18 protein-coding genes, 8 tRNA genes and 1 pseudogene are annotated in these 23,579 nt (G+C 59.1%); 20 read left to right on the forward strand and 7 right to left on the reverse strand.

The genetic code is table 11. The annotated features are described in order from the left end of the window. Positions 1-141: 141 nt before the first annotated feature. From pth to ACTG2G_RS05505, 10 genes are all read left to right on the forward strand, one after another. Positions 142-738: an aminoacyl-tRNA hydrolase gene (pth, locus tag ACTG2G_RS05460; RefSeq protein WP_058059203.1), complete on the forward strand. Its 597-nt coding sequence runs from the start codon at positions 142-144 to the stop codon at positions 736-738. 119 nt (positions 739-857) lie between these two features. Then, entirely contained in the window at positions 858-1,949 is a 1,092-nt protein-coding gene (ychF, locus tag ACTG2G_RS05465; protein WP_005353921.1) for a redox-regulated ATPase YchF, read from the forward strand. A 234-nt stretch (positions 1,950-2,183) separates the two neighbouring features. Beyond that, positions 2,184-2,260: transfer RNA gene (locus ACTG2G_RS05470), tRNA-Met, on the forward strand. 8 nt (positions 2,261-2,268) lie between these two features. Next, positions 2,269-2,343 (forward strand) — tRNA-Gln (locus ACTG2G_RS05475). A 46-nt stretch (positions 2,344-2,389) separates the two neighbouring features. Continuing rightward, positions 2,390-2,464: transfer RNA gene (locus tag ACTG2G_RS05480), tRNA-Gln, on the forward strand. 46 nt (positions 2,465-2,510) lie between these two features. Then, positions 2,511-2,585: transfer RNA gene (locus ACTG2G_RS05485), tRNA-Gln, on the forward strand. A gap of 39 nt (positions 2,586-2,624) precedes the next feature. Continuing rightward, positions 2,625-2,701: transfer RNA gene (locus ACTG2G_RS05490), tRNA-Met, on the forward strand. A 10-nt stretch (positions 2,702-2,711) separates the two neighbouring features. Further along, a tRNA-Gln gene (locus ACTG2G_RS05495) sits at positions 2,712-2,786 on the forward strand. 39 nt (positions 2,787-2,825) lie between these two features. Then, positions 2,826-2,902 (forward strand) — tRNA-Met (locus tag ACTG2G_RS05500). Between the two features lie 8 nt (positions 2,903-2,910). Further along, positions 2,911-2,994 (forward strand) — tRNA-Leu (locus ACTG2G_RS05505). A gap of 218 nt (positions 2,995-3,212) precedes the next feature. Here the strand turns inward: ACTG2G_RS05505 and ACTG2G_RS05510 are convergent. After that, positions 3,213-5,045, reverse strand: coding sequence for an SLC13 family permease (locus ACTG2G_RS05510; RefSeq protein ID WP_338711232.1), 1,833 nt, complete (start codon positions 5,043-5,045; stop codon positions 3,213-3,215). 263 nt (positions 5,046-5,308) lie between these two features. On the opposite strand from ACTG2G_RS05510, the gene pnuC reads away from it, so the two are divergent. The 7 genes and pseudogenes from pnuC to nifJ all read left to right on the forward strand — a co-directional run bounded on the left by pnuC (position 5,309) and on the right by nifJ (position 13,976). Continuing rightward, the gene (gene pnuC / locus ACTG2G_RS05515) at positions 5,309-6,025 is read left to right on the forward strand and encodes a nicotinamide riboside transporter PnuC (protein ID WP_040066934.1); all 717 of its coding nucleotides are present in this window, start codon (positions 5,309-5,311) and stop codon (positions 6,023-6,025) included. A gap of 3 nt (positions 6,026-6,028) precedes the next feature. After that, entirely contained in the window at positions 6,029-6,754 is a 726-nt protein-coding gene (locus ACTG2G_RS05520) for a nucleoside phosphorylase (RefSeq protein ID WP_236289635.1), read from the forward strand. Between the two features lie 104 nt (positions 6,755-6,858). Further along, positions 6,859-7,530, forward strand: coding sequence for a Crp/Fnr family transcriptional regulator (locus ACTG2G_RS05525; protein WP_227341140.1), 672 nt, complete (start codon positions 6,859-6,861; stop codon positions 7,528-7,530). A 43-nt stretch (positions 7,531-7,573) separates the two neighbouring features. Beyond that, complete coding sequence (gene yqfB, locus ACTG2G_RS05530; RefSeq protein WP_439985249.1) at positions 7,574-7,891, forward strand: N(4)-acetylcytidine aminohydrolase; 318 nt, start codon at positions 7,574-7,576, stop codon at positions 7,889-7,891. A gap of 67 nt (positions 7,892-7,958) precedes the next feature. After that, positions 7,959-8,360: a DUF1622 domain-containing protein gene (locus ACTG2G_RS05535; RefSeq protein WP_338711230.1), complete on the forward strand. Its 402-nt coding sequence runs from the start codon at positions 7,959-7,961 to the stop codon at positions 8,358-8,360. Between the two features lie 201 nt (positions 8,361-8,561). Then, the gene (locus tag ACTG2G_RS05540; RefSeq protein ID WP_439985250.1) at positions 8,562-10,202 is read left to right on the forward strand and encodes an alpha-glucosidase; all 1,641 of its coding nucleotides are present in this window, start codon (positions 8,562-8,564) and stop codon (positions 10,200-10,202) included. A gap of 228 nt (positions 10,203-10,430) precedes the next feature. Continuing rightward, a pseudogene (gene nifJ, locus ACTG2G_RS05545) lies at positions 10,431-13,976 on the forward strand (pyruvate:ferredoxin (flavodoxin) oxidoreductase). 111 nt (positions 13,977-14,087) lie between these two features. Here the strand turns inward: nifJ and ACTG2G_RS05550 are convergent. Next, positions 14,088-15,464 (reverse strand): MDR family MFS transporter, encoded by a 1,377-nt coding sequence (locus tag ACTG2G_RS05550; protein ID WP_421386992.1) that lies wholly within the window; start codon positions 15,462-15,464, stop codon positions 14,088-14,090. A gap of 173 nt (positions 15,465-15,637) precedes the next feature. Here ACTG2G_RS05550 and ACTG2G_RS05555 point away from each other — a divergent pair, with 173 nt between their 5' ends. Then, a complete protein-coding gene (locus ACTG2G_RS05555; RefSeq protein ID WP_421386991.1) occupies positions 15,638-16,240 on the forward strand; it encodes an HAD family hydrolase in 603 nt (200 codons plus the stop codon). A 54-nt stretch (positions 16,241-16,294) separates the two neighbouring features. Here the strand turns inward: ACTG2G_RS05555 and ACTG2G_RS05560 are convergent, their stop codons facing one another. Next, positions 16,295-16,597, reverse strand: coding sequence for a hypothetical protein (locus ACTG2G_RS05560; RefSeq protein ID WP_439985251.1), 303 nt, complete (start codon positions 16,595-16,597; stop codon positions 16,295-16,297). Between the two features lie 912 nt (positions 16,598-17,509). Here ACTG2G_RS05560 and ACTG2G_RS05565 point away from each other — a divergent pair. Beyond that, complete coding sequence (locus ACTG2G_RS05565) at positions 17,510-18,775, forward strand: RidA family protein (protein ID WP_421386987.1); 1,266 nt, start codon at positions 17,510-17,512, stop codon at positions 18,773-18,775. A 72-nt stretch (positions 18,776-18,847) separates the two neighbouring features. On the opposite strand, the gene ACTG2G_RS05570 is transcribed toward ACTG2G_RS05565, so the two are convergent. The 3 genes from ACTG2G_RS05570 to ACTG2G_RS05580 all read right to left on the reverse strand — a co-directional run bounded on the left by ACTG2G_RS05570 (position 18,848) and on the right by ACTG2G_RS05580 (position 21,448). Beyond that, positions 18,848-19,570: a PA1136 family autoinducer-binding transcriptional regulator gene (locus tag ACTG2G_RS05570; RefSeq protein WP_439985252.1), complete on the reverse strand. Its 723-nt coding sequence runs from the start codon at positions 19,568-19,570 to the stop codon at positions 18,848-18,850. After that, positions 19,567-20,430 carry a glyoxalase III HchA gene (gene hchA, locus ACTG2G_RS05575; RefSeq protein WP_439985253.1) on the reverse strand — a complete coding sequence of 288 codons (864 nt, stop codon included), beginning with the start codon at positions 20,428-20,430 and terminating at the stop codon, positions 19,567-19,569. Before hchA ends, ACTG2G_RS05570 begins: the two co-directional genes overlap by 4 nt. Positions 20,431-20,575: 145 nt before the next feature. Then, on the reverse strand, positions 20,576-21,448 hold the full coding sequence (locus ACTG2G_RS05580; RefSeq protein WP_323906211.1) for a LysR family transcriptional regulator: 873 nt from the start codon (positions 21,446-21,448) through the stop codon (positions 20,576-20,578). A gap of 135 nt (positions 21,449-21,583) precedes the next feature. On the opposite strand from ACTG2G_RS05580, the gene ACTG2G_RS05585 reads away from it, so the two are divergent. Then, positions 21,584-22,612, forward strand: coding sequence for an NAD(P)H-quinone oxidoreductase (locus tag ACTG2G_RS05585; protein WP_439985254.1), 1,029 nt, complete (start codon positions 21,584-21,586; stop codon positions 22,610-22,612). 265 nt (positions 22,613-22,877) lie between these two features. Here the strand turns inward: ACTG2G_RS05585 and ACTG2G_RS05590 are convergent, their stop codons facing one another. Continuing rightward, positions 22,878-23,456 carry a hypothetical protein gene (locus ACTG2G_RS05590; protein WP_439985255.1) on the reverse strand — a complete coding sequence of 193 codons (579 nt, stop codon included), beginning with the start codon at positions 23,454-23,456 and terminating at the stop codon, positions 22,878-22,880. Positions 23,457-23,579: the final 123 nt, after the last annotated feature.

Raw genomic sequence — 23,579 nt, forward strand, 5'->3', positions numbered from 1 at the left:
GCCACCCATTGGCCGCAATAATGCTGCAAATCCCGCCATAACATGCGCATTGGTTGAGTGATCGCCACTCGGCGGCTAGAATATTGCGTCCTATTGCCCTGGGTAGTGTGCCCACGGCAGCTGCGAGTGAAGACATCAAGCGTGACAAGCGAAATCAAACTGATCGTCGGACTGGGCAACCCCGGCCCGGAATATGCCAAGACCCGCCACAACGCGGGCGCCTGGTATGTGGAGCAACTGGCCCGCTGGCACAATGTCAGCCTGCGTGAAGAACCCAAGTTCTTCGGCCATACTGCCCGCATCCTGGTCGAGGGGCAGGATGTGCGGCTGCTCATCCCGAACACCTATATGAACCTCTCTGGCAAGGCGGTGGCCGCACTGGCGCGTTTTTATCAGATTGAACCGGAAGCGATACTGGTTGCCCATGATGAACTGGATCTGCCGCCTGGCATCGCCAAGTTCAAGCAGGGTGGTGGTCACGGTGGCCATAACGGCCTCAAGGACATCATCGCCAAGATGGGCAACAACAATAATTTCTTCCGGCTGCGGCTCGGGATCGGCCATCCCGGCAGCAAAGAGCAGGTGGCTGGCTTCGTCCTGACCAAGGCCCCCAGCAGTGAACAGAACCTGATCGACGCCGCGCTGGACGAGTCCCTGCGCGCCACCGACATCCTGTTCAAACAAGATATGACCAAGGCCATGAATCGCTTGCACAGCTTCAAGGCTGAAAAGGGTTAGGTCGGTTTGACCCTGTACGGGCATTGTGCCGGTACTACATGAGCAACGACCAGAACAAGCATGACATGGGCCGCCTGCGGGCGACCCCCAACAGCATCCATCAAGTAAGGTAACAATCCATGGGTTTTAAATGCGGTATCGTGGGCCTGCCCAATGTAGGCAAATCCACCCTGTTCAACGCGCTGACCAAGGCCGGTATCGAAGCCGCCAACTTCCCGTTCTGCACCATCGAGCCCAACACAGGTGTGGTGCCGATGCCGGATCCCCGCCTCGATCAGCTGGCTGCCATCATCAATCCGCAGCGCGTTGTGCCGACCACCATGGAATTCGTCGACATCGCCGGTTTGGTTGCCGGTGCCTCCAAGGGTGAAGGTCTGGGTAACCAGTTCCTGGCCAATATCCGTGAAACCGAAGCGATCGGCCACGTAGTGCGCTGCTTCGACGACGAGAACATCATTCACGTTGCCGGCAAGGTCTCTCCCGCTGACGATATCGAAGTGATCAACACCGAGCTGGCCCTGTCGGATCTGGACGCCTGCGAGCGCGCCATTCACCGTCAGTCCAAGCGCGCCAAAGGCGGCGACAAGGATGCCAAGCTGGAAGTGGAAGTGCTTGAGAAGATCAAGGTCGCGCTGGAAAACGGCCAGATGATCCGCGGCATGAAGTTGGATAAGGAAGAGCTGGCCGCCGTCAGCCACCTCAACTTCCTGACCCTGAAACCCACCATGTATATCGCCAACGTGGCGGAAGATGGTTTCGAGAACAATCCCTATCTGGACAAGGTGCGTGAAATCGCCGCCGCCGAGAACGCGGTCGTGGTCGTGGTCTGCTGCGCCATCGAAGCCGACATCGCCGAACTGGACGACGAAGATCGCGCCGAGTTCATGGCTGACCTTGGCATCGAAGAGCCGGGCCTGAATCGCGTTATCCGCTCCGGCTACCAGCTGCTCAACCTGCAGACCTACTTCACCGCCGGTGTGAAAGAGGTACGTGCCTGGACTATTCCGGTCGGTGCCACTGCCCCGCAAGCGGCAGGCAAGATCCACACTGACTTTGAAAAAGGCTTTATTCGCGCCCAAACCATCGCCTTTGAAGACTTTATCAACTACAAGGGTGAGCAAGGCGCCAAGGAAGCGGGCAAGATGCGCGCTGAAGGGAAAGATTACATCGTCAAAGATGGCGATATCATGAATTTCCTGTTCAACGTCTAATCCTATGACAGGCCAGCATTTGCTGGCCTGTTTTTTATCTGCCATTGCCCGGGCAATCATGGCAATGTCGTAAAAAAAAGCAGATTGTTGGGCTTTTGCGCAACAGAGACCAATAACTGGTCAAACGCACTCAAATTGCGTTTTTCTGGCAAAAAAAGGGTTGACGCCCCAGAGCCAGATACGCATAATTCGGCCCGCACGGTGACGAGGTAACGACTCACCGGAAGCAAGGTTGGCTATGTAGCTCAGTTGGTTAGAGCATCGCACTCATAATGCGGGGGTCACAGGTTCGAATCCCGTCATAGCCACCATCTCTAGTTGGGGTATCGCCAAGCGGTAAGGCAGCGGGTTTTGATCTCGCCATCCCTAGGTTCGAATCCTAGTACCCCAGCCATTTTTAAAAGTTCTTTGCCAGTCTCGCGACTGTTGAGGAACGCTGTTGGGGTATCGCCAAGCGGTAAGGCAGCGGGTTTTGATCTCGCCATCCCTAGGTTCGAATCCTAGTACCCCAGCCATTTTTAAAAGTTCTTTGCCAGTCTCATGACTGTTGAGGAGCACTGTTGGGGTATCGCCAAGCGGTAAGGCAGCGGGTTTTGATCTCGCCATCCCTAGGTTCGAATCCTAGTACCCCAGCCATATTTCTGTTCTCTTCCACATCAGTGGTTGATAACAAACGGCTATGTAGCTCAGTTGGTTAGAGCATCGCACTCATAATGCGGGGGTCACAGGTTCGAATCCCGTCATAGCCACCATTATTTCTGTTGGGGTATCGCCAAGCGGTAAGGCAGCGGGTTTTGATCTCGCCATCCCTAGGTTCGAATCCTAGTACCCCAGCCATTTTTCTGTTCTCTTCCACATCTGTGGTCGATAACAAACGGCTATGTAGCTCAGTTGGTTAGAGCATCGCACTCATAATGCGGGGGTCACAGGTTCGAATCCCGTCATAGCCACCATTAATATTGCGGAAGTGGCGAAATTGGTAGACGCACCAGATTTAGGTTCTGGCGCCCTAGGCGTGAGAGTTCGAGTCTCTCCTTCCGCACCATTAATAGCAGTACCAAACAGACCAGCTCACGCTGGTTTTTTTGTATCTGAAATTTGCCTCTCCCCAGTTTTTCTCTCGCGCCTCTATTAACCCAGCTCCAGGTTAATTCCCGTTCACGTCCCTCTTCATTTATTCCGAGCACGCCTTGCCACTCTTGTCTCCCGGCCACAAAAAAGCGGCCCGCAGGCCGCTGGTGCACACATTCATCATCCCGGTTATCAGAACGGGAAGAACCAGGGGATCGCTACCACGCTGACCGCCATCACCAACAGGGTGAATGGCACCCCGATACGGATAAAATCGGCAAACTTGTAGTTGCCCGGCCCCAGCACCAGGGTATTGACCGGTGACGAGACCGGCGTCATAAAAGCGGCCGAGGCGGCGATGGCAATGGTCATGGCAAACGGATAGGGCGATACCCCCATCTGTTGCGCCGTGCCCAGCGCAATCGGCGCCATCAGCACTGCGGTGGCGGTGTTGGAGATAAAGAGCCCGATCACCGCGCAGAGGGCAAACAGGCTGGCCAGCATGACCCGCGGCCCCATCTCCCCTACCGCATTGATCAGACCACCGACGATCAGATCCACCCCGCCGGTTTTTTGCAGCGCCAGCGCAAAGGGGAGCATACCGACGATGAGGATCAGGGTCGGCCAGTGGATCGACTTGTAGGCACTTTCCATATCGATGCAGCGAAACTTGCCCATCAGCAGACAGGCGATCAGCGCGGCAATCACGTTGGGCACCGGATCGGTCACCATCAGCAGGATCATCACTCCAAGACAGAAGAGGGCATGAATGGCCTGACTGCGGGCGGGGGCCATCTCGTCCACTTCGGCGGGCAGCCCCATCAGCAGAAAGTCGCGGCTATGGGTCTGCAACTGTCTGATATGGCTCCAATTTCCTACCACCAGCAGGGTGTCGCCCATCTGCAACGGCTCGTCCACCAGCTTGCCTGCCAGTGCCTCACCGTCGCGGCGCAGCCCCACCACGCTCAGACCATAGCTGGAGCGGAAGGTCACCTCACGCACGCTTTTACCCAGCAGCTTGGACTCAGGGATCAGCGACACCTCGGCCATCCCCACCTCCCGCGCCTGATCGGAGAAATACTCCCCGCGCAGGATCATGGGTTCGAGCCGTGCCTCGGTGCAAAACGCCCGCACATCCACCTCGGGGTCTGACATGTCGATCAGCAGCACATCCTTGGCCTGAAATTCACTGATCCCCGACACCGGCACCATCACCCGGCGGAACTTGCGCCAGCGCTCCACCCCGATAACGTGGGCACCATAACGGGCGCGCAGTTGCAGTTCGTCCAGGGTGTGACCAATCAGCGGGGAGTCCGGCCGCAGCGCCAGACGACGGGCCCTACCGGCCAATCGGTAGTCACGGATCAGATCGCGCAGGGTGCGGCGCCCGGTCGGCTTGCCCTTGCCCTCTTCCCCCTCGCCCACCAGGGAGCCGCGCACCAGCAGCATGTAGAGGATGCCCAGCCCCAGGATCAGCACGCCCATGGGGGTGAAATCGAAGAAGCCGAAGCCGTGAATGCGGTGGCGCATCAGCTCGCTGTTGACCACCATGTTGGGGGGCGTGGCCACCAGCGTCATCATGCCGCTGATCAGCCCGGCAAAACCGAGGGGCATCATCAGGCGACCGGCCGGGATCCCCATCCGGTTCGCCACGCTCAGCACCACCGGGATAAAGATGGCCACCACTCCGGTGCTGCTCATCACAGCCCCCAGACTCGCCACCGCTACCATCAGCAACACCAGCAGCTTGGTCTCGCTGCTGCCCGCCACCTTCACCAACGCATCCCCCACCTGATAAGCGATACCGGTGCGCACCAACCCCTCCCCGACAACAAACAGGGCGGCTATCAGAATAACGTTGGGATCGCTAAAGCCCGCCAGTGCCTCCGGCAGGGTGAGGGTGTCGCTCAGCACAAAGAGGATAATGATCAACAGGGCGACCACGTCCATGCGCACCTTGTTGGTCATAAAGAGATAGATGGCGCCAGCCAGCAAACAGAGCACCCAGACAAGCTCGGAATTCAATACAACCTCCTTTTATCACGTGATTCTCCTCCCGGAGAGTGGACTCTATCAGACCACAGCCACGGCGCTATCATCTTGCTACATATCAATAAAGTCCGGCCCGCCGGGGCACCATAACCCATCACTGCTGGAATAACCGGGCGGCAGCGGCGATTTCTTTGATATGGGCCAAGCCCGGGGCGGACAAAAGTCCTGCCCCTCCTCCCCCTCACCCCTTAGAATGGCGCCCTCGCATACTAACCCTCATGCCCAAGGATCAGAAAATGAGCATATTCGAGCTGTTCAGCATCAATAACACGCTAGTGACCATACCGCTGGGTGGCGGCTATGCCATGTCATGGATTGAAGCCATCGGCACCCTGTTTGGTCTGGCCTGTATCTGGTTCGCCAGTCAGGAGAAAACCATCAACTACCTGTTCGGTCTGATCAACGTCAGCCTGTTTGCCATCATCTTCTTCCAGATCCAGCTCTACGGGCTGTTGATGCTGCAGCTGTTCTTCTTCTGCGCCAACGTCTACGGCTGGTACGCCTGGACCCGCCCGGCCAACGATCAGGGGGATACCCTGCAGATCCGCTGGCTCAGCAAATCCAAACTGATGGTGACCGCCGCCGTGAGCGTGCTGGCCATCGCCCTGCTGACCCGCTATATCGACCCGGTCTTCGCCACCCTGGCACGCACCTCGGTCTCCCTGCTCAACCTCTTTGGTGCCAACCTTGCCATCCCCGAGCCCTCCCCCGATGCCTTCCCGTTCTGGGATGCCAGCATGACGGTGCTCTCGGTCGTCGCCCAGATCCTGATGACCCGCAAATACGTGGAGAACTGGATCCTCTGGGTCGTCATCAACATCATCAGCATCGGTGTCTATGCCGCGCAGGGCGTCTACGCCATGTCGCTGGAGTACCTGATCCTGCTGTTTATCGCCGCCAACGGCACTCGCCTCTGGGTGATTGCCGCAAAGCGCCAGCCACAAGGTCTGTAAGCCATGAGTCTGTTACCCCATCTCCAGTGCCGCCCCGACCAGATTGCCGAGCGGGTGGTACTGTGCGGCGACCCGGCCCGGGTCGATCGCATCGCCAGCCAGCTTGAAGAGTGTGAGGTGCTGGGGCAAAACCGGGAGTTTCGCCTCATCAACGGATCCTATCAGGGGCAGCCCATCACGGTTTGCAGCACCGGCATTGGCGGTGCCTCGGCCATCATAGCGCTGGAGGAGCTGGTGCAAGCCGGCGCCCGCTCGCTGATCCGGGTCGGCTCCGCCGGTGCCCTGCAGCACGACATCGGCCTTGGCGACCTTATCGTGGTGGAAGGGGCGGTTCGCAATGAGGGGGCCTCACAGGCCTATCTGCCCGCCGAGTACCCCGCCTGCGCCGATATCTGGCTGCAGGCCGCCTTGCTCAACCATGTAGCGACCGGCAGCCAGCCTCATTGGCACGGGCTGGTACGCTCCCACGACAGCTTCTATCGAGATGATGAACAGGAGGTGTGCCGCTACTGGCATGCCCGTGGCGTGCTCGGCGCTGACATGGAGACCGCCTCCCTGCTGACCGTGGGTCGCCTGCGCAAGGTGCGGGTCGCCGCCGTGCTCTGCAACGTGGTGCTATTCGAGCAGGATGTGCAACAAGGGGTGGCGGATTACGCCAGCGCCGAACAGGCGATGATGGCCGGTGAGCAGCAAGCCATCGCCGCCGCCCTCCACGCTCTGGTGCAATAAGCCGCAAACCGTTAACTGCGGCACATCCGCTACCGTGCGGGCTGGTATCCGGCCCGCACTCTTGCTAGCCTCATGGCCCTCGTCATCGGTGCGACAGGTACGTCATGCAGCAACAGCCCTACCCCCTCGGCCGTTTTCACGCCGAACTCCAGCAGCTTGAACCCCGCTTTGCCGCGGCGCTCGACGCCTGCACCCTGTTTCTGCGTCGTTACCTGCCGGGCGAATTGATCATGCGGCAGGGGGAGCAGAGCGAGCAGCTCTATCTGGTCGAACGTGGCCGGGTCTCCCTCAACAGCACGGTACACTCTGGCCGCCGCTTCCAGCTCGGCGAGATTGAGTGTCACAGCCAGATCTTCGGTGAGATGGAGTTCTTCAGTGCCACCCCGGTGCAGTGGAACGTGGTAGCCGAGACCGAGCTGGACGCCCGAGTCATCTGTGCCCACAAGCTGGCCCAGCGGCTGCTGGCCGAGCCCGAGCTGACCCTCTTCTTCGCCGCGGCGCTTGCCAGCGACTATCTCGATACCCTGGAGATCACCACCAGCCGGCTGCTCCACCCCATTGCCTACAACATCGCCTATGAGCTGTGGCGAGAACGCCAGCGCACCCCCATGCTGGGATCGCGCAAGCGGGCCCACGAGGCGGCCCGCTTTGGCACCACAGAGCGGGTCTACCGCCGCGCCCTCAAGGAGCTGGTCGAACAGGGCATAGTTGCCGACGGCAGCGATGGCCCTGTTATCGCCGATCTGACCAGGCTGCGCGCCTATCTCGACCTTTGATTTCCATTCACCTCATTTCGATTAACCCTGTCAGGAGAGAGCCATGTCTACCCATCCCGAATTCACCTTCTTCAGCCGCTTCGTCGCCGATATTCAGGCGGGCCGCAAAACCATCACCATTCGCGACGAGAGCGAAGCCAACTGGCAGCCTGGCCAGCGGTTGGCGCTGTTTACCAACCCGGAGCACCAGCCCTTTGGCACCATAGAGGTGCTCTCGGTCAAGGCGGTCGCCTTCGATGAACTGAACGACGAGCACGCCCGTCAGGAGAACATGGCCCTCCCCGAGCTCAAACAGGTGATCCGCGATATCTACCCAGCTCTGCCGCCGCTCTATGTGATTGAATTCAAACTGATTGCCTGAACCGGATTTGGCCTTTGCCAAGCGATGTGTTAATAGTGTCCTCTTTTGAATCAGGGAGGTGACCCGAGTGTTTGAGATAGCGAGCCTGAAAGAGGGGATGATGCACGGGGTCGAGCTGTTCCAGCTGCTGCTGGAGATCATCTCCATCGCCTGTGTGGTGATAGGGCTTGGCAAGACCCTCTGGCTAGCGGCGCGGGTGCGAGATCACCAACCCGGTTTTCCGCGTATTCGTCTCTGCTTTGGCAGTTGGCTCATTCTGGCGCTGGAGTTCCAGCTGGCCGCAGACATCCTGGCCACCACGGTCGCACCGAGCAAGGAGGAGCTGATCCGCCTCGCCATCATCGCGGTGATCCGCACTTTCCTGAACTACTTCCTCGGCAAGGAGCTGGAGGCGCAAGCGGAAAGCCAACAAGAGAAGGCAGAGCGCCAGCAGGAGCAGCACAGCGAGCAGGCCAAGGCTGCTCAATAACCGGTATTCCTGCATAGCATCCAACGCTAAGTGCCGTGCCATCCCGACCACAGCCGTGGCCTGGGATGGCACCTTTGTGACCCTTCCCGCACTTTTGGCAATCAGCCAACAATGGAACCCTTTTCAAGGTTTCCCCTGCCCTGTCGAGTAGCAGCTCATCTGCGTAAGATAGAAAATCTCCTCCCCCAACCGGCCACGCTGATGAACCCGCAACCCCTCCACACGCCCGATATAGACCTCGATAGCTGCGTCATCTACCAGATCTACCCCATGAGCTTTCAGGACAGCGATGGCGACGGACTGGGCGACATCAACGGCATCCGTCAGCGCCTCGACTATCTGGCCACCCTCGGGGTCGATATGCTCTGGCTCACCCCCATCTATCGCTCCCCCAAACGGGACAACGGCTACGATGTGGCGGACTACCGTGCCATCGACCCCGCCTTCGGCACCCTGACCGAGATGGAGCTGCTGATAGCCGAAGCGGCCGCTCACGGCATCGGCATCATGATGGATATCGTCGCCAACCACACCTCCACCGAGCACGAGTGGTTTATGAAGGTACTGGCCGGGGATCCCCGTTATCAGAGTTATTACGTGTTTCGCGACCAGGCCTTCGTTGACGCTCACCCCATTACCTCGATTTTTGGCGGCAGCGGCTGGCAGTACGTGCCGGAGCTTGATCGCTACTACCTGCACAACTTCGATCCCAGTCAAGCCGATCTGGACTGGGACAACCCGGCGGTGCGCGCCGAAATGGCGGCGGTGATCAACTTCTGGCTGGGCAAAGGGATCAAGGGATTTCGCTTCGATGTGATCGATATGGTGAGCAAGGAGTGGGACCAGCTTGCCATGAGCAATGGCCCGCGCCTGCACGACTATATCCGCGAGCTCAATGCCGCCAGCTTCGGCGGCAAGGGGATCATCACGGTGGGGGAGACCTGGGGAGCCGATCTCGCCCATATGCAGAACTATTCGAACCACGATGGCAGCGAGTTCAGCATGGTGTTCAACTTCGAGCATCTGGGGCTCGGCAGTGACAAGTGGTCATCCCGCTTTGCTCCCCTCGCCTTCAAGCGAGCCATGGCCCGCCACCAGCAAGGGCTACACGGGCGTGGCTGGAACAGCCTGTTTCTCGGCAACCACGACCTGCCCCGCGCCGTCTCCCGCTTTGGCGATGACAGGCCCGAGTGGCGGGAAACCAGTGCCAGGCTGTGGGCCATGGTGCTGCACATGATGCAGGGCACTCCCTTCATCTATCAGGGGGAGGAGCTCGCCATGACCAACCGCCACTGGCAGCCGGACGAGCTGCGCGATGTGGAGGCAATCAACTACCGCGCCAGCCAGTCAGGGCTGGCTCCTGCCGAGCTGAGTCGGCGGCTCGATGCCATCGGCCGCGACAACGCCCGTACCCCGATGCAGTGGGACGCTGTCCCCCACGCAGGATTCAGTACGGCCACGCCCTGGATTGCCCTCAATGCAAACCACGTCGAGATAAATGCCGCCGAGCAGCTGGCCCGCCCCGACTCCCCGTTTCACTGCTATCGCCAGCTCATCGCCCTGCGCAAGGCTCACCCGGTCGTTCGCCACGGCAATTTCGATCTGCTGGATGGGGATGATCCCGAGCGCATCAGCTATCGCCGCCACTGGCAGGATCCGGCGAACGGCGAGCGGCACACCCTGCTGCTGCTCGCCAATCTCACTGCGAACCCCTTGCCGATGCCCCACTTCGACAAGGTGACAGACAAGATGCGGTTGCTGCTGGCCAATTACCCAGGCGAACCACTGCCACTCTTCGCCCCTTATCAGTGTGCCATCTGGCTGCGAGTGGATCAGGATTAACCCCGTGCTGACGGGCCATGCCAATGGCCCGTCAATCGCCATCCATCGGCTGTCAGCAGAAAATCATTCCCCCACGCGGCGGGATTAAATTAACCACTATTACTGACTTATTAATTGATTATTTATCCCGTTTGATACGCTCTCATTGCCCCTCTTACTATGCCTGCGACCTATCCATTGCCGATGCAACTATCGGCTTTCAAACTGGCATAGCAAAGTGGAAAACAGATGATCACCACAGACGGGAATAACGCAGTCGCCTCGGTGGCGTACCGCACCAGCGAAGTCATCGCCATCTACCCCATCACCCCCAGCTCGGCCATGGCTGAGCAGTCGTCGGCCTGGTCGAGCGAACGGGGCAAGAACCTCTGGGGGGATGTGCCCCGGGTTGTCGAGATGCAGTCGGAAGGGGGCGCCATCGCCGCCGTCCACGGAGCCCTGCAGACCGGCGCGCTGGCGACCTCGTTTACCTCGTCGCAGGGGTTACTGCTGATGATCCCCAACCTCTACAAGCTGGCGGGTCAGCTCATTCCCTTCGTGCTGCATGTGGCGGCGCGCACCGTGGCGACCCATGCGCTATCGATCTTTGGCGATCACTCGGACGTGATGGCGGTGCGCCAGACCGGCTGTGCCATGCTCTGTGCCAGCAATGTGCAGGAGGCGCAGGATTTTGCCCTGATCTCCCAGATAGCGAGCCTCAACAGCCGCCTCCCCTTTATCCACTTCTTCGACGGCTTTCGTACCTCTCACGAGATCGCCAAGATAGCGCCGCTCGCTGACGACACCCTGCGTGCCCTGCTGCCCGCTGATGCCATCCGCGCCCATCGTGACCGGGCGCTCACCCCCGACAAACCGGTCATTCGCGGCACCGCCGCCAACCCGGACACCTACTTCCAGTGCCGGGAGGCGAGCAATCCCTGGTATGACGCCGCCTATGGCCATGTGAGCGAAGCGATGCAGGCCTTTGGCGAGCAGACCGACCGCCACTACCGGCCGTTTGAATATGTCGGCCACCCGCAGGCGGAGCGGATTGTGGTGCTGATGGGCTCGGCCATCGGCACCTGCGAGGAGGTGATCGAGCGCCTGCTGGCCCAAGGGGAGAAGGTTGGGCTGGTGAAGGTGCGGCTGTTCCGTCCCTTCTCGGCCGAGCATCTGCTGGCCGCTATTCCCGAGAGTGCACGCTCCATCGCCGTGCTGGATCGCACCAAGGAGCCGGGCGCACAGGCCGAGCCCCTCTATCTCGACGTGATGACGGCGCTGGCCGAAGCGGTCAGCCGGGGCGAGCGGGCAAGCCTGCCGCGGGTTATCGGCGGCCGCTATGGTCTATCCTCCAAAGAGTTCGGTCCCGCCTGCGCGCTGGCGGTGTTTGCTGAACTGGCGCAGGAGAACCCGCGTCCGCGCTTTACCGTCGGCATCTTCGATGACATCACAGGTCTCTCGCTACCGCTAAACGCGCTGGACACCTCAAGCCCCATTCACAGCCAGCAACACAAGCTGGAGGCGCTCTTCTACGGCCTTGGCAGCGATGGCACCGTCTCGGCGGCCAAGAACAGCATCAAGATCCTCGGCAACCACACCGAGCTCTATCCGCAGGGCTATTTCGTCTACGACTCGAAAAAGGCGGGGGGTCTCACCGTCTCTCACCTGCGGGTGGGCGAGCGGCCGCTGCAGTCGGCCTACCTGGTGGACGAGGCGGACTTTATCGGCTGCCATCAGTGGCAGTTTGTCGACAAGTACCGGATGGCGGAGCACTTGAAAGCAGGTGGCATCTTCCTGCTTAACACCCCTTACAGCGAAGCGGAGATCTGGCAACGACTACCCAGCGAGGTGCAGCATGCCCTGCGCGAGAAAGAAGCGCGTTTCTACATCATCAACGCCGCCAAAATTGCCCGCGATTGCCAGCTCGGTAACCGCATCAATACCGTGATGCAGATGGCCTTCTTCCAGCTCAGCGCCATCATTCCCCCCGCAGAGGCGACCAGCCTGCTGAAGCAGGCCATCGCCACCAGCTATGGCAGCAAGGGGCAGACACTGGTCGAACGCAACTGGATGGCCCTGGAGGCAACCTGCGCCGCCCTGACCCGGGTGCCGCTGGGTGAGCTGGATCCCGCCAGCCGCCCCCGCCCACCGGTGGTTTCGGCCAAGGCCCCCGACTTTGTCCAGACCGTCACCGCCGCCATGCTGGCAGGGCTGGGTAACAGCCTGCCGGTCTCCGCCTTCCCGCCGGATGGCACCTGGCCGGTCGGCACCACCCGCTGGGAAAAGCGCAATATCGCCAAGGAGATCCCCATCTGGGAGGCGGAGCTCTGCACCCAGTGCAACTACTGTGTCGCCGCCTGTCCCCACTCGGCCATTCGCGCCAAGGTGGTGGAAGCGGATGCGCTGGCCGCAGCTCCCGCCACTCTCGATGCGCTGGATGTGAAATCCCGTGACATGCGCGGCCAACAGTACGTGCTGCAGGTGGCGCCGGAGGATTGCACCGGCTGCAACCTCTGCGTCGAGGTGTGCCCGGCCAAGGATCGCAGCAACCCGGATCGCAAGGCGATCAATATGGCTTCACGGCTCGATCACCTCGACGAGCAGAAGGCCAACTACGATTTCTTCCTCGACCTGCCAGAGCGCAGCGCCGAGCAGCTGGAGCGCATCGACATCCGCACCTCCCAGCTCATCTCGCCGCTGTTTGAATACTCGGGCGCCTGCTCCGGCTGTGGCGAGACCCCCTACATCAAGCTGCTGACCCAGCTCTATGGCGATCGGCTGCTGATTGCCAACGCCACCGGCTGCTCGTCCATTTATGGCGGCAACCTGCCTACCACCCCCTACACCACCAACGCCGACGGGCGCGGGCCGGCCTGGGCCAACTAGTTGTTTGAAGACAACGCCGAGTTCGGACTGGGGTTCCGTCTCACCGTCGATCAGCACAGGGAGCGGGTGCGCCGTCTGCTGGCGAGCCTGGACGACACCATTCCGGCAGCGCTGCGCGAGGTGCTCGGCGATGCCACCCTGCCGGTTTCCGAGCAGCGGGCCCATATCCAGCAGTTGCGGGAGCTGCTGCAACAGAGCCAGGATCCGGCAGCCCAAGAGCTGGCTCGCGATGCGGACTATCTGGTGGAAAAATCGGTCTGGCTCATCGGCGGCGATGGCTGGGCCTACGACATCGGCTTTGGCGGGCTCGACCATGTGCTGAGTCTGGGGGAGAACATCAATGTGCTGGTGCTCGACACCCAGTGCTACTCCAACACCGGCGGCCAGCAGTCGAAGGCAACCCCGCTTGGGGCCATCACCAAGTTTGGCGAGCAGGGCAAACGCAAAGCGCGCAAGGATCTCGGGGCCAGCGTGATGATGTATGGCCACGTCTATGTGGCGCAGATCTCCCTCGGCGCCCAGATGAACCAGACTGTGAAAGCAATTCAGGAGGCGGAAGCCTATCCGGGCCCCTCGCTCATCATCGCCTACAGCCCCTGCGAGGAGCATGGCTACGACATGGCCGAGAGCCATGAGCAGATGAAGCAGCTGACCGCCACCGGCTTCTGGCCGCTCTACCGCTTCGATCCGCGCCGCGCTGGAGAGGGCAAGTTGCCGCTGGCGCTCGACTCGCGGGCCCCCAACGCCTCGCTGGCCGAGACCTTGCGCCATGAGCCCCGCTTCCAGCGGCTGGAGCGCCAGCTGCCTGAGGTGGCCAGCCAGCTCTATGAAGAGGCAGAGCAGGAGGCCAATCGCCGCTTCGCCTGGCTGAGCCAGCTGGCGGGCAAGGAGAGTCAGGCGCAGGAGTAATATGCGAATGGCTTGATGGCAACAGCCACTCTATTCGCCAAATAACCATCAGGGCTCCCCGCGGGGAGCCCTGATGCTATCTATGGTGAGCCAATGTCGGCGCAGGCCTGATCAGGCACTGATGGAGGCCAGCTCGTGGCGCTTCAACGCCAGCAGTGTGATGAGCAGCGCCAGCGTGGCGATCAATGCCATGCCGATATAGGTCGCGCTGAAGCCCGGGGCCAGCAGATCGGGGGCGAGCCGGCTCAGATCGCCACCGCTGCCAGCTGGCAGGCGGAAATGGAACAGCATGGAGCAGATAGCCACGCCGACGGCACCGCCAAGCTCCCGCCCGAAGTTGAACAGCGACATGCCGATGCCGCGATCTTCCCGTGGCAGGGCATTCTGCACCACCACGGAGAGGGCGGGCAGCACCAGACCGAGACCGATACCGGCAAACCCGAGCGCCAGCCTGACCCAGGCATCGAAGTGGATCTGCCACAGAGCCACCGCCGCGAGGCCAAAGCCCACCGCGACAAAGCTCTTGTAGTGGCCGGTACGGCCAATCAGCTTGCCGCCGACAAAGGCACCGGCAGTGATGCAAATCATGAAGATGACCATGATGGCGCCGCTCTCGCTGGCGCTCATCCCCTTCTGCCACTGCATCTGCAACGGCAGATAGACCAGCACGGCAAACATCAGCAACTGGGAGAGCATCACCAGCAGCACGCTCACCAGATAGCCGGGCAGCCGGGCCAGATGGGCGGGCAATATGGGGTCGTGGGCACGCCGCTCAATCAGAATGAGCAACAGCAGTGCAACGCCCAGCGCCGCCGAGAGCCAGACGGCGGGCAGCGCCGCCTCCGGCGAGAGCAGCAACAGGGTGAGCGTGGTGACGGTAATCAGCAGACCCGCCCCCTTCCAGTCGAAGCGACTGTGGCGACGCACGTTGAGCTGCTTGAGGTTGCGGTTGATGAGAAAGACCGCCAGCGCCCCGAGCGGCAGGTTGATCCAGAAGATCCAGCGCCAGCTGAGCTGCTCGGTGAAATAGCCGCCAAGCAAGGGGCCAGCGATGCTGGAGACCGCATAGACCGCCGAGATGTAGCCCTGATACTTGCCCACCTCCCGCGGCGGAATGGTGTCGGCAATCACGGTAAACGCGAGGGCAATCAGGCCGCCGCCCCCCAGCCCTTGCAGTACCCGTGCCGCCAAAAGGGTCGGCAGATCCTGGGAAAGAGCACAGGCCACCGAGCCCGCCAGAAACAGGCCGATGCCGATATTGAGCATCCGCACCCGGCCAAAGAGATCGCTCAGTTTGCCGTAGAGAGGCAGCACGGCGGTGGCCGCCAGCAGGTAGGCGGTGACCACCCAGGTGAGGGCGGCCCCAGCGTGCAGCTCGGCGCCAATCATGGGCAGCGGGGTGGTGACTATGCTCTTTTCCAGTGAACCAAGCGCGATCACCAGCGCCACACTGGAGAAGATGGTTTTAGGGGATATTTTCGAGGTCATAAGCGGACTCGCAGATCTGATATGCCAAAGTATCCGGCAATGAACGGATTATTGTCTCACAAATCAGCAAGAGATAGAAAAAACGGCGGCCACAATATGCCCAACCATGAAGCCGATCCCACAAAACGCCGACCGTTTCTGCTAACCTGCTCTATTTGATTCGAGGAGCCCCCATGAGCGAGCGTGAGCAGTACGGGTTTGATCACTACGATGCCCTGATTTTCGATATGGATGGCACTTTGGTAGATTCCATGCCCCTCCATCTGGATGCCTGGGAGCTCACCTGCGCCGAGTTCGGCATCCCCTTCGAGCGGGATCAGCTCTATCAGTACGGCGGCATTCCCACCCGCAAGATCATCGCCATGCTGGCCGAGCAGCAGGGGCTGACGGTGGATGTCGAGGCCTTTACCCGTCGCAAGATTGCCCTCTATATGGAACATATCGACAAGGTCAGCGTCTTTCCCAAGATGTGGGAGCTGGTCAGGCACTATCACGGCAAGGTGAAGATGGGGATTGGCACCGGCTCACCGCGCAATCAGGCGGACTCCATCCTCAAAAGCACCGGACTCGACGCCTATATTTCGGTGTTGGTGAGCGCCGATGATGTCACCAACCACAAGCCGCACCCCGACACCTTTTTGCGGGTGGCCGAACTGCTCGGCGCCAATCCCGCCAACTGTCTGGTGTTTGAAGATACCCGGATCGGGCTTGAGGCTGGCAAGGCGGCAGGGATGGATACTCTACTGGTAATGGAAGGCGAACTGCACCAGAGGTAGATCGCAAGCGGACAGCGGCAACATGGCGCCACCTCGATGGTGCCATGATGCTGTTCAACTCGCGGATAAAAGGTTCTCCTGCAAACAGGAGACGAGCGTCGGCCCGGTGGCAACTGTCAAGGAGAGTGCATCGACCATGGCTTCCTCCTTCCATGCCTGATGCTGGCGCAGCAACGCCAGTGCTTCAGCTGGCGTATCTGCAAAGATGGGGGCCGCCATGGCGGCAAATCCCTGCTCAACCAGTTGACGACGCTCATCGCTATAGCGCGGGGCATTGGCATCGAGATAGGTAAGCGCCTGGCCCAGCGTGAAAAAGTGATAGTTGGGCATCGAATGACCCTCAAAATAAAGTGCCATTCTACTCCTTTCTGCTCCATTTCCAGCCTTAAACCCTTGTCCATCCGGTGATCTCGTTCACATTTTTGTTAACAATCCCGCAGACAACCATGCCACGGCAGCTGGCCTCGCCCGCGACCCTTTCATCCCTGGCAGGCTGTAGACTACAACCGGCGCAGAGAGCCCGATCCATAGCGCTGCGTCGAGCCAAGGTCATCCTCTTGTTTGATGCCTTGACCATGCCGCACCTGGTCAGCCGATATATTGCCAACCCTGGTCACCTCGATATGGGACCACTGGGCTGTGTCACGCATATTTCACCAGATATATAAAAAGATAAAAACGCTCCGAATCTGGGCCAACCGTCAGCCTACCGATAATTAACAAGCATCCCCCATGCAAATATTTGAATTATATTCCAGCCACATCTTTAACTACTGTTACAGTAATCTCTGCTAGCATATTTTTGCGCGGCAAGATAGATGACTAAAAAAACATAAAGTACATATCTATGCACAATAAAATCGTTTGATGGCAGCTTGATGCATCGCATTAACCCTTTCTTTACACTCCTTCACTGCCAAGGTATCTGCCCCAACCCCCGCCCGGACTGGACTATTGTTCGATGCATGGCCATTGGCGGACAAACAGGTGACTATTCAGCATGAATTGAATAGCAATATGATTAAATTTGCACCCATTGAGCCATCTCATAGAAATGCAATCAGCGGTTTGCAACCCCTGATAGCCACTCATAGAATCGCAGCGTCTGAAATATCTACCCTGTCCTCTTATCCCTTATTCCTCTCAGTAATTGAGTGGATCACAAATAATAACCGGGGATGCCGCCGCTGGCGCAGTGGCCGTGGCACACAACAAGATGGGGTAAACCTGTACCTGAATGAACAACAAATATTAAAAAGAGGCATATCTATGAGTGGCACCATCATCAAGTCGGCAAGAAATACCCCCCATGCACCCCAGGATCTGGGCCCCTGCACCCAAACGGTGGCGTTTTCTCATTACAACAATATCTCCGCCCAGCTGCCGGTCGATCCCGCCACCGGCAAGATGGTGAGTGGCGATGTCACCGCGCAGGCCAGACAGTGCCTGAGCAACCTCAAGGCGATCATCGAGAGCATCGGCCATGTGATGGACGATATGGTCAAAGCGACCATCTTCCTGAAAGAGATGGCGGATCTGGAGGCGGTCAACGCCGTCTATCGCGAATTCTTCCCGGGCTATCTGCCGACCCGCACCACCCTCGCCGTCGCCGCCCTGCCGCTGGGCGCGCTGGTACAGATCGATGCCATCATCTCCAACGGCGAAGGTACCTTCCCGCAAGATCCTTGCCCGCTGGTTAAACTGGCCCGCAACAGTGACAAGGCGCCGCACAATCCGTTCTCCACCCATACCGTGGCCTTCTCCCACTACAACAATATCGGCGCCCAGCTGCCGGTCGATGCGGCCTCTGGCCAGCTGGTTGCCGGTGGCATCACGGAGCAGGCGGGCCAATGCCTGCGCAATATCAAGGCGGTGCTGGAGAGCATCGACGTGCCGTTTGACGATATCGTCAAGGTGACCGTCTATCTGACCGATCTGGCCGATCTGGAGGCCGTCAACGAGGTCTACACCACCTTCTTCCCCGACTCCGCCATCGCTCGCGCCGTGGCCTATCTGCCCGCCCGCTCGGTAGTCAGTGCCGCCGCTCTGCCCATGGGTGCACGGGTGCAGATGGATGCGGTCATCTCCCACGGTGATGGCACCCCGCCGCAACTGGTGGAAGACCGTCACAATCTGGTGATCCGTGCCCGTAATACCGACAAGGCACCACGCAGCCCGCTCCATTGCCAGACTGTCGCCTTCTCCCACTACAACCATCTCTCTGCGCAACTGCCGATTGACCCCGCCACCGGCAAGATCCTGGCTGGCTGCATCAAGGAGCAGACCGCCCAGTGCCTGAGCAATATCAAAGCGATTGTGGAGAGCATCGGCCATGTGATGGACGATATCGTCAAGGTCAATATCCAGCTCGGCAATATCACCGATCTGGATGCGGTCAACGCCGTCTACACCAAATACTTCCCGGGCTACCTGCCTGCCCGCACCGTAATCGGGGTAAGTGAACTTCCCGCCGGTGCTCTGGTACAAATCGATGCAGTGATGTCCAACGCCGAAAGCACCCCGCCACAGGCGTAAAGGTTGCGGAAATAAAAAAGAGACCGGCTATATGCCGGTCTCTTTTTACATGCCAGACAAAGGGGTAGCCCCTCAGCCCTCAATATCGCGGTTCCTGATCGCCACTCTGACCGCCTCTGCGGTAGTGGCCACCCCCAGTCGACGGCGAGCACTGCGCAGATGGTTCTCGACCGTGCGCACCGAAAGCTTCAGGGTGGTGGCGATATCGGCATGGCGCCAACCCCGGGAGACCCACTCCAGAACTTCGCGCTCGCGCCCAGTGAGGCCACGCTCGTGGCCCTCTACAGGCATATCCATCAGCCGACGAGCTGCATGAAAAGCCGCCGCCGCGATCAGCGCAAGGCCAACCCGAGTGTGGGCACTGGCATCGATCTGATCGCCGCCAAAGCTCATCGCCCCTTCCAGTCCCAACGGCCCATAGACGGGAACCTGCAAGCCATGTCGGCCAGGCCCCTCAGGCTGGCGAACGATACGGTACTGCTCGCCAGCAGCGCCAACCGTTTTGCTCCAGAAGAAGGGCTGGTCTCGCTCCCTGATATGCATCGCCATCGGGCACTCGCGCATATAGGCATGCAGGTCGACCGCCTCGCCGCTCTCCAGCCACTCCCCCTCCAGCCAGTAGAGATGCTCGACCACCCCCTCCTCGCTGGCACTGATGGAGAAGAGCGCAAAGCGGTGATACCCCAGCGGGGTGGCAAAGGCGCGCACCAGTTGCTGGATCTCCTCCAGCCGCTGACCCCCTTCGAGCGCCACCGCGACCTGCAGCGCATTTGCTGGCGACGACGACAACCTCATCGCTTGGCAACCGCCTCCAGCAAGGTGGTAGCAGCCAGCTTGCCGAGGTTATTACCAGCCAGCGGGCTGTCACCGGTCAGCAGATTGCGATCCCGGCACACCTCTCCCGAGATGCCGTTGTTGACGATCTCGAAGCCAATCTCTTTAAGCTTCTCGCCAAACTTCCAGGTGAGGTGGCCCGGCATATAGCCAATTGCCGGGGTCTGGGCATCCAGCTCATCGGGGAAAGCGCAGAGCTTGTAGCCGGCGAAGGTCTCTGGATTGGCCACCGCAAGCAGCGCAGCAGGCCCGTGACAGAGGGAGATGATGAAGCGATCGTTGGCCATCGCCCACTCCAGCAGCGCTTTCACCTCGGCACTCTGCGGCAACCCCATCAGGGCGCCGTGGCCGCCGGGGATAAAGACGCCGATATAGTCCGAGTCAGTGGCCAGCGCCTCTTTCAGCAGATCGGCCAGCTTGGCAGGTTGGCGGAACTGCGCCTGATATTTGCCATAGAGCCCCAGCACCTCTTCATCTTCGCCGGGCATGGCCCACCACTCGAACTTGACCGGATTGCCGGAGAGGGTGGCCACATCAAAGGCAAAGCCCGCCTTGTCGAGGTGATACATGGGCAGCAGGGTTTCGACCGGATGGTTGCCGGTGGAAAACAGGGTGCCGTTGTCGGTGGGCAGATAGCGCTCATCGGCCCCGATCAGCAGGATCTTCCAGCGCCCCTCCCGATAGGGAGCGGGATAGTCGGCCCCGGCAAGGTCAGATTTGCGCGAAGTGAACTGGCTCAGGGAGTAGGGCGACGGGAAGAAGGCATTCTGCTCTGCCGGATCCGGGGTCGGTTGTTTATCGTCAACAAGCATGTCGGTCATGGGTCAGGCTCCAGTAGTGGTGGACTCGGTCTCACAGTATTGACTGTCAGAGAGCAAGTAAATGAGGGTTTTCCCTCAACCGCCATGACTATGGCAAGAGGTGTGACCACGCTGCGACAAAACCTGAACAGAGCGCCCGCCAGACTTAGGGCATCGCGGCAAATGCCCTGACGATGGCATCCATGACCGCCCTGACCCGCGCGGCATGCTGCACATCCTGATGGGTCACCAGCCACACATCGTAGGATTGCTCTAATTGCCGCTCGGGCCAGACCCGCACCAACCCGGCTTGCTCGGCAAGCGGAACCGCTACCTCGCCAAGCCCCAACCCCATCAACAGGGCCTGACGCAGCATCAGGCTGGTATTGACCCCCGCGGCGACCGTGGCCCCCTCGGCCGCCTCTTCGAGCATCATTGGCGAGCGAGCGCTCTGCCAGTGGGGCTCATACACCACCAGCGAATGGCCCGCAAAACCGGTGCCCGCTTCGGGAATGCCATGGCGAGCCAGATAGTCGGCGGAGGCATACAACCCGACCGGCCAGGAGGCCAGCTTGCGGATAATCAGGTCGGGATTGTCCGGCTTCACCGTCCGGATCGCGATATCCGCGTCCCGCAGGGACAGATTGACTACCTGGGTCGAGGTATTGAGGATGACCCTGATATCGGGATAACGCTGATGCAGCTCGGTCAGGGCCGGTATCAGAAAATCCATCCCCAGGGTGTCTGTGGTCGCCACACTGACCTCCCCAACCAGGCGGTTGTCGACCCCTTGCGCCGCCCGCACAAAATCAATGGCTGCCAGCTCCATCTGCTGGGCGCTGGCCAGCACTATCTCTCCGACATGAGTCAGCACATACCCTTTGGATGTGCGGAGAAACAGCGTGGCCGCCAGACGATGCTCCAGTGCGGCAATCCGCCTGCCAATGGTGGCCTGATCGACCCCGACCACACGGGCGGCGCCCCTCAGGCTCCCTTCCCGATGCAACGCCAGAAAAATTTTCGCATCATCCCAGTTCATCACGACTCTCGGTTGAAATGCATTTTTGCATTACAGGTGAGGGATAATACTGCGTTTATTCATCAGCAATCTCCACTATCTTGATGCTCATCCCACTCGGGGAACCTCATATCACCTCGTTACAAGGAGCCGCTGATGCCTAACGCCTATTCCATTCCCGCCACCATGAGCGCGGTAGAAATTACCCAACCCGGTGGCCCCGATGTCTTGCAACTGACCACCCGCGCCACACCAGAGCCCAAGCCCGATGAGGTCTTGATCCGGCACTATGCGACCGGCATCAATGGGCCGGATGTGATGCAGCGCAAAGGGCTCTACCCGCCTCCGGCAGGAGCATCGGATATTCCCGGGCTGGAGGTCGCCGGGGTCGTGGTCGCCAAGGGGGAGCAGGTGACTCATCTCAAGATTGGCGACAAGGTCGCCGCGCTGATTTCGGGTGGCGGCTATGCCGAGTACAGCGTCGCCCACCAGAGCAATGTCCTGCCCCTGCCGCCCGGATTGAGCTTTGTCGAAGCCGCGGCACTGCCGGAAACCTTTATGACGGTCTGGTCAAATATGTTTGAACGGGGCCAGTTTAAAAAAGGCGACATCATCTTGATCCATGGCGGTGCCTCCGGTATCGGCACGACAGCCACCATGCTGGCCAAGGCATTTGGCGCCGCCAAAATCATCACCACGGTCGGCTCACCCGAGCAGCAGGCCGCCAGCATCAAGCTGGGCGCGGATGTGGCCGTGCTCTACAAGGAGGAGGATTTTGTCGAGGCAGTGCATGCAGCTACCGATGGCCATGGCGCCGACATCATTCTCGATATCATTGGCGGAGAGTATGTCGCGCGCAACTATGCGGCGGCCGCCATCAATGGTCGCATAGTCCAGATCGGCATTATTGCGGGCGCCGCCCCCAATCTGGATCTGTTTCTCATGCTGCAAAAGCGGCTGACCCATATCGGCTCCACCCTGCGCTCGCGTACTCCGCAGGAAAAAGCCGAGCTGATTGCCCAGCTGCAAACTCATGTCTGGCCATTTATCGAACGCGGCGAGGTCAAACCGCAGGTTTACCAGACCTTCCCGCTGCATGAGGCCGCCGCCGCCCACCATTTGCTGGACTCAGGCCGCCATATCGGCAAGCTGGTATTAACCATGGCACCCTTGTCGTCAGATTGATAAGGCCCATAGTGGAGCAGGCCGAGGTGGATGCGGTGATATCCAACGCGGAAAGTACCCCGCCGCAGGCGTAAGGGTTGCAGAAATAAAAAAGAGACCGGCTATATGCCGGTCTCTTTTTAGGTAATAGGATGGACATTATTTTTATGGCAACGTCTAAAAAACGCGAACGTCCGATTACGCTTCGCTAATCGAACCTACGGGCTACGGGCTACGGGCTACGGGCTACGGGCTAATCAAATCTGCAGAAAATAATTTTTAATGCTTATCTTTTATCTATAGCCTTTTTAATTTCATTATAATAATAGCCTTCTTCAGGCTCTTGACCAAATGCGATCTGCATCATCATTTTGATCATCATAATGGTTCCAACTTGAATTCCTTTTTCGTCTATTTCTTGTACTGAATAATCTGGGTGGATTGATAGTTCATAATTCATGACCCAAAAGACACCAATTTTATTTGTAACCTCAAGCATTGTATTAAAAATGCCTACATCAACCTCATAATCTGGCTCTGATATGAATTTAGGTAAGTTATGTGCAATTTCATTACGATGTGCTATTGCTTTTTCAAAATGCTCTATATCGGTGTCACTTATAGCTCCTTGTTCTTTGAACCATAACAATGATGCTTTAAGAGGGCTTCGGCCAAAAGACATAACATCCTTTGAATATTCCTCACTCATAGTCTCACCATTGATTCCCCAGTTATCAGTAAAAAAGTCTCTTGGTTTTGATATAATGAAATCTCTACACATTTCATATGATGAAATATATACAGAGGCACTCATCAAGTTCTCTCTCAACTTCGTTGGATTTGTTAGCTTCTCCCATGCATCCATGACTATATCTCCGAACAATTAAAATTTATATTGAAGAATAACTCACTATATAAGCAACTATAACAAATTTTATATTTTATATTTCAAACCATAAAAAACGCCCCCCATCTTGCGATGGAGAGC

The sequence above is a fragment of the Aeromonas sp. 55A genome, from assembly GCF_051919665.1.
GTDB classification, from domain to species: Bacteria; Pseudomonadota; Gammaproteobacteria; order Enterobacterales; family Aeromonadaceae; genus Aeromonas; species Aeromonas veronii.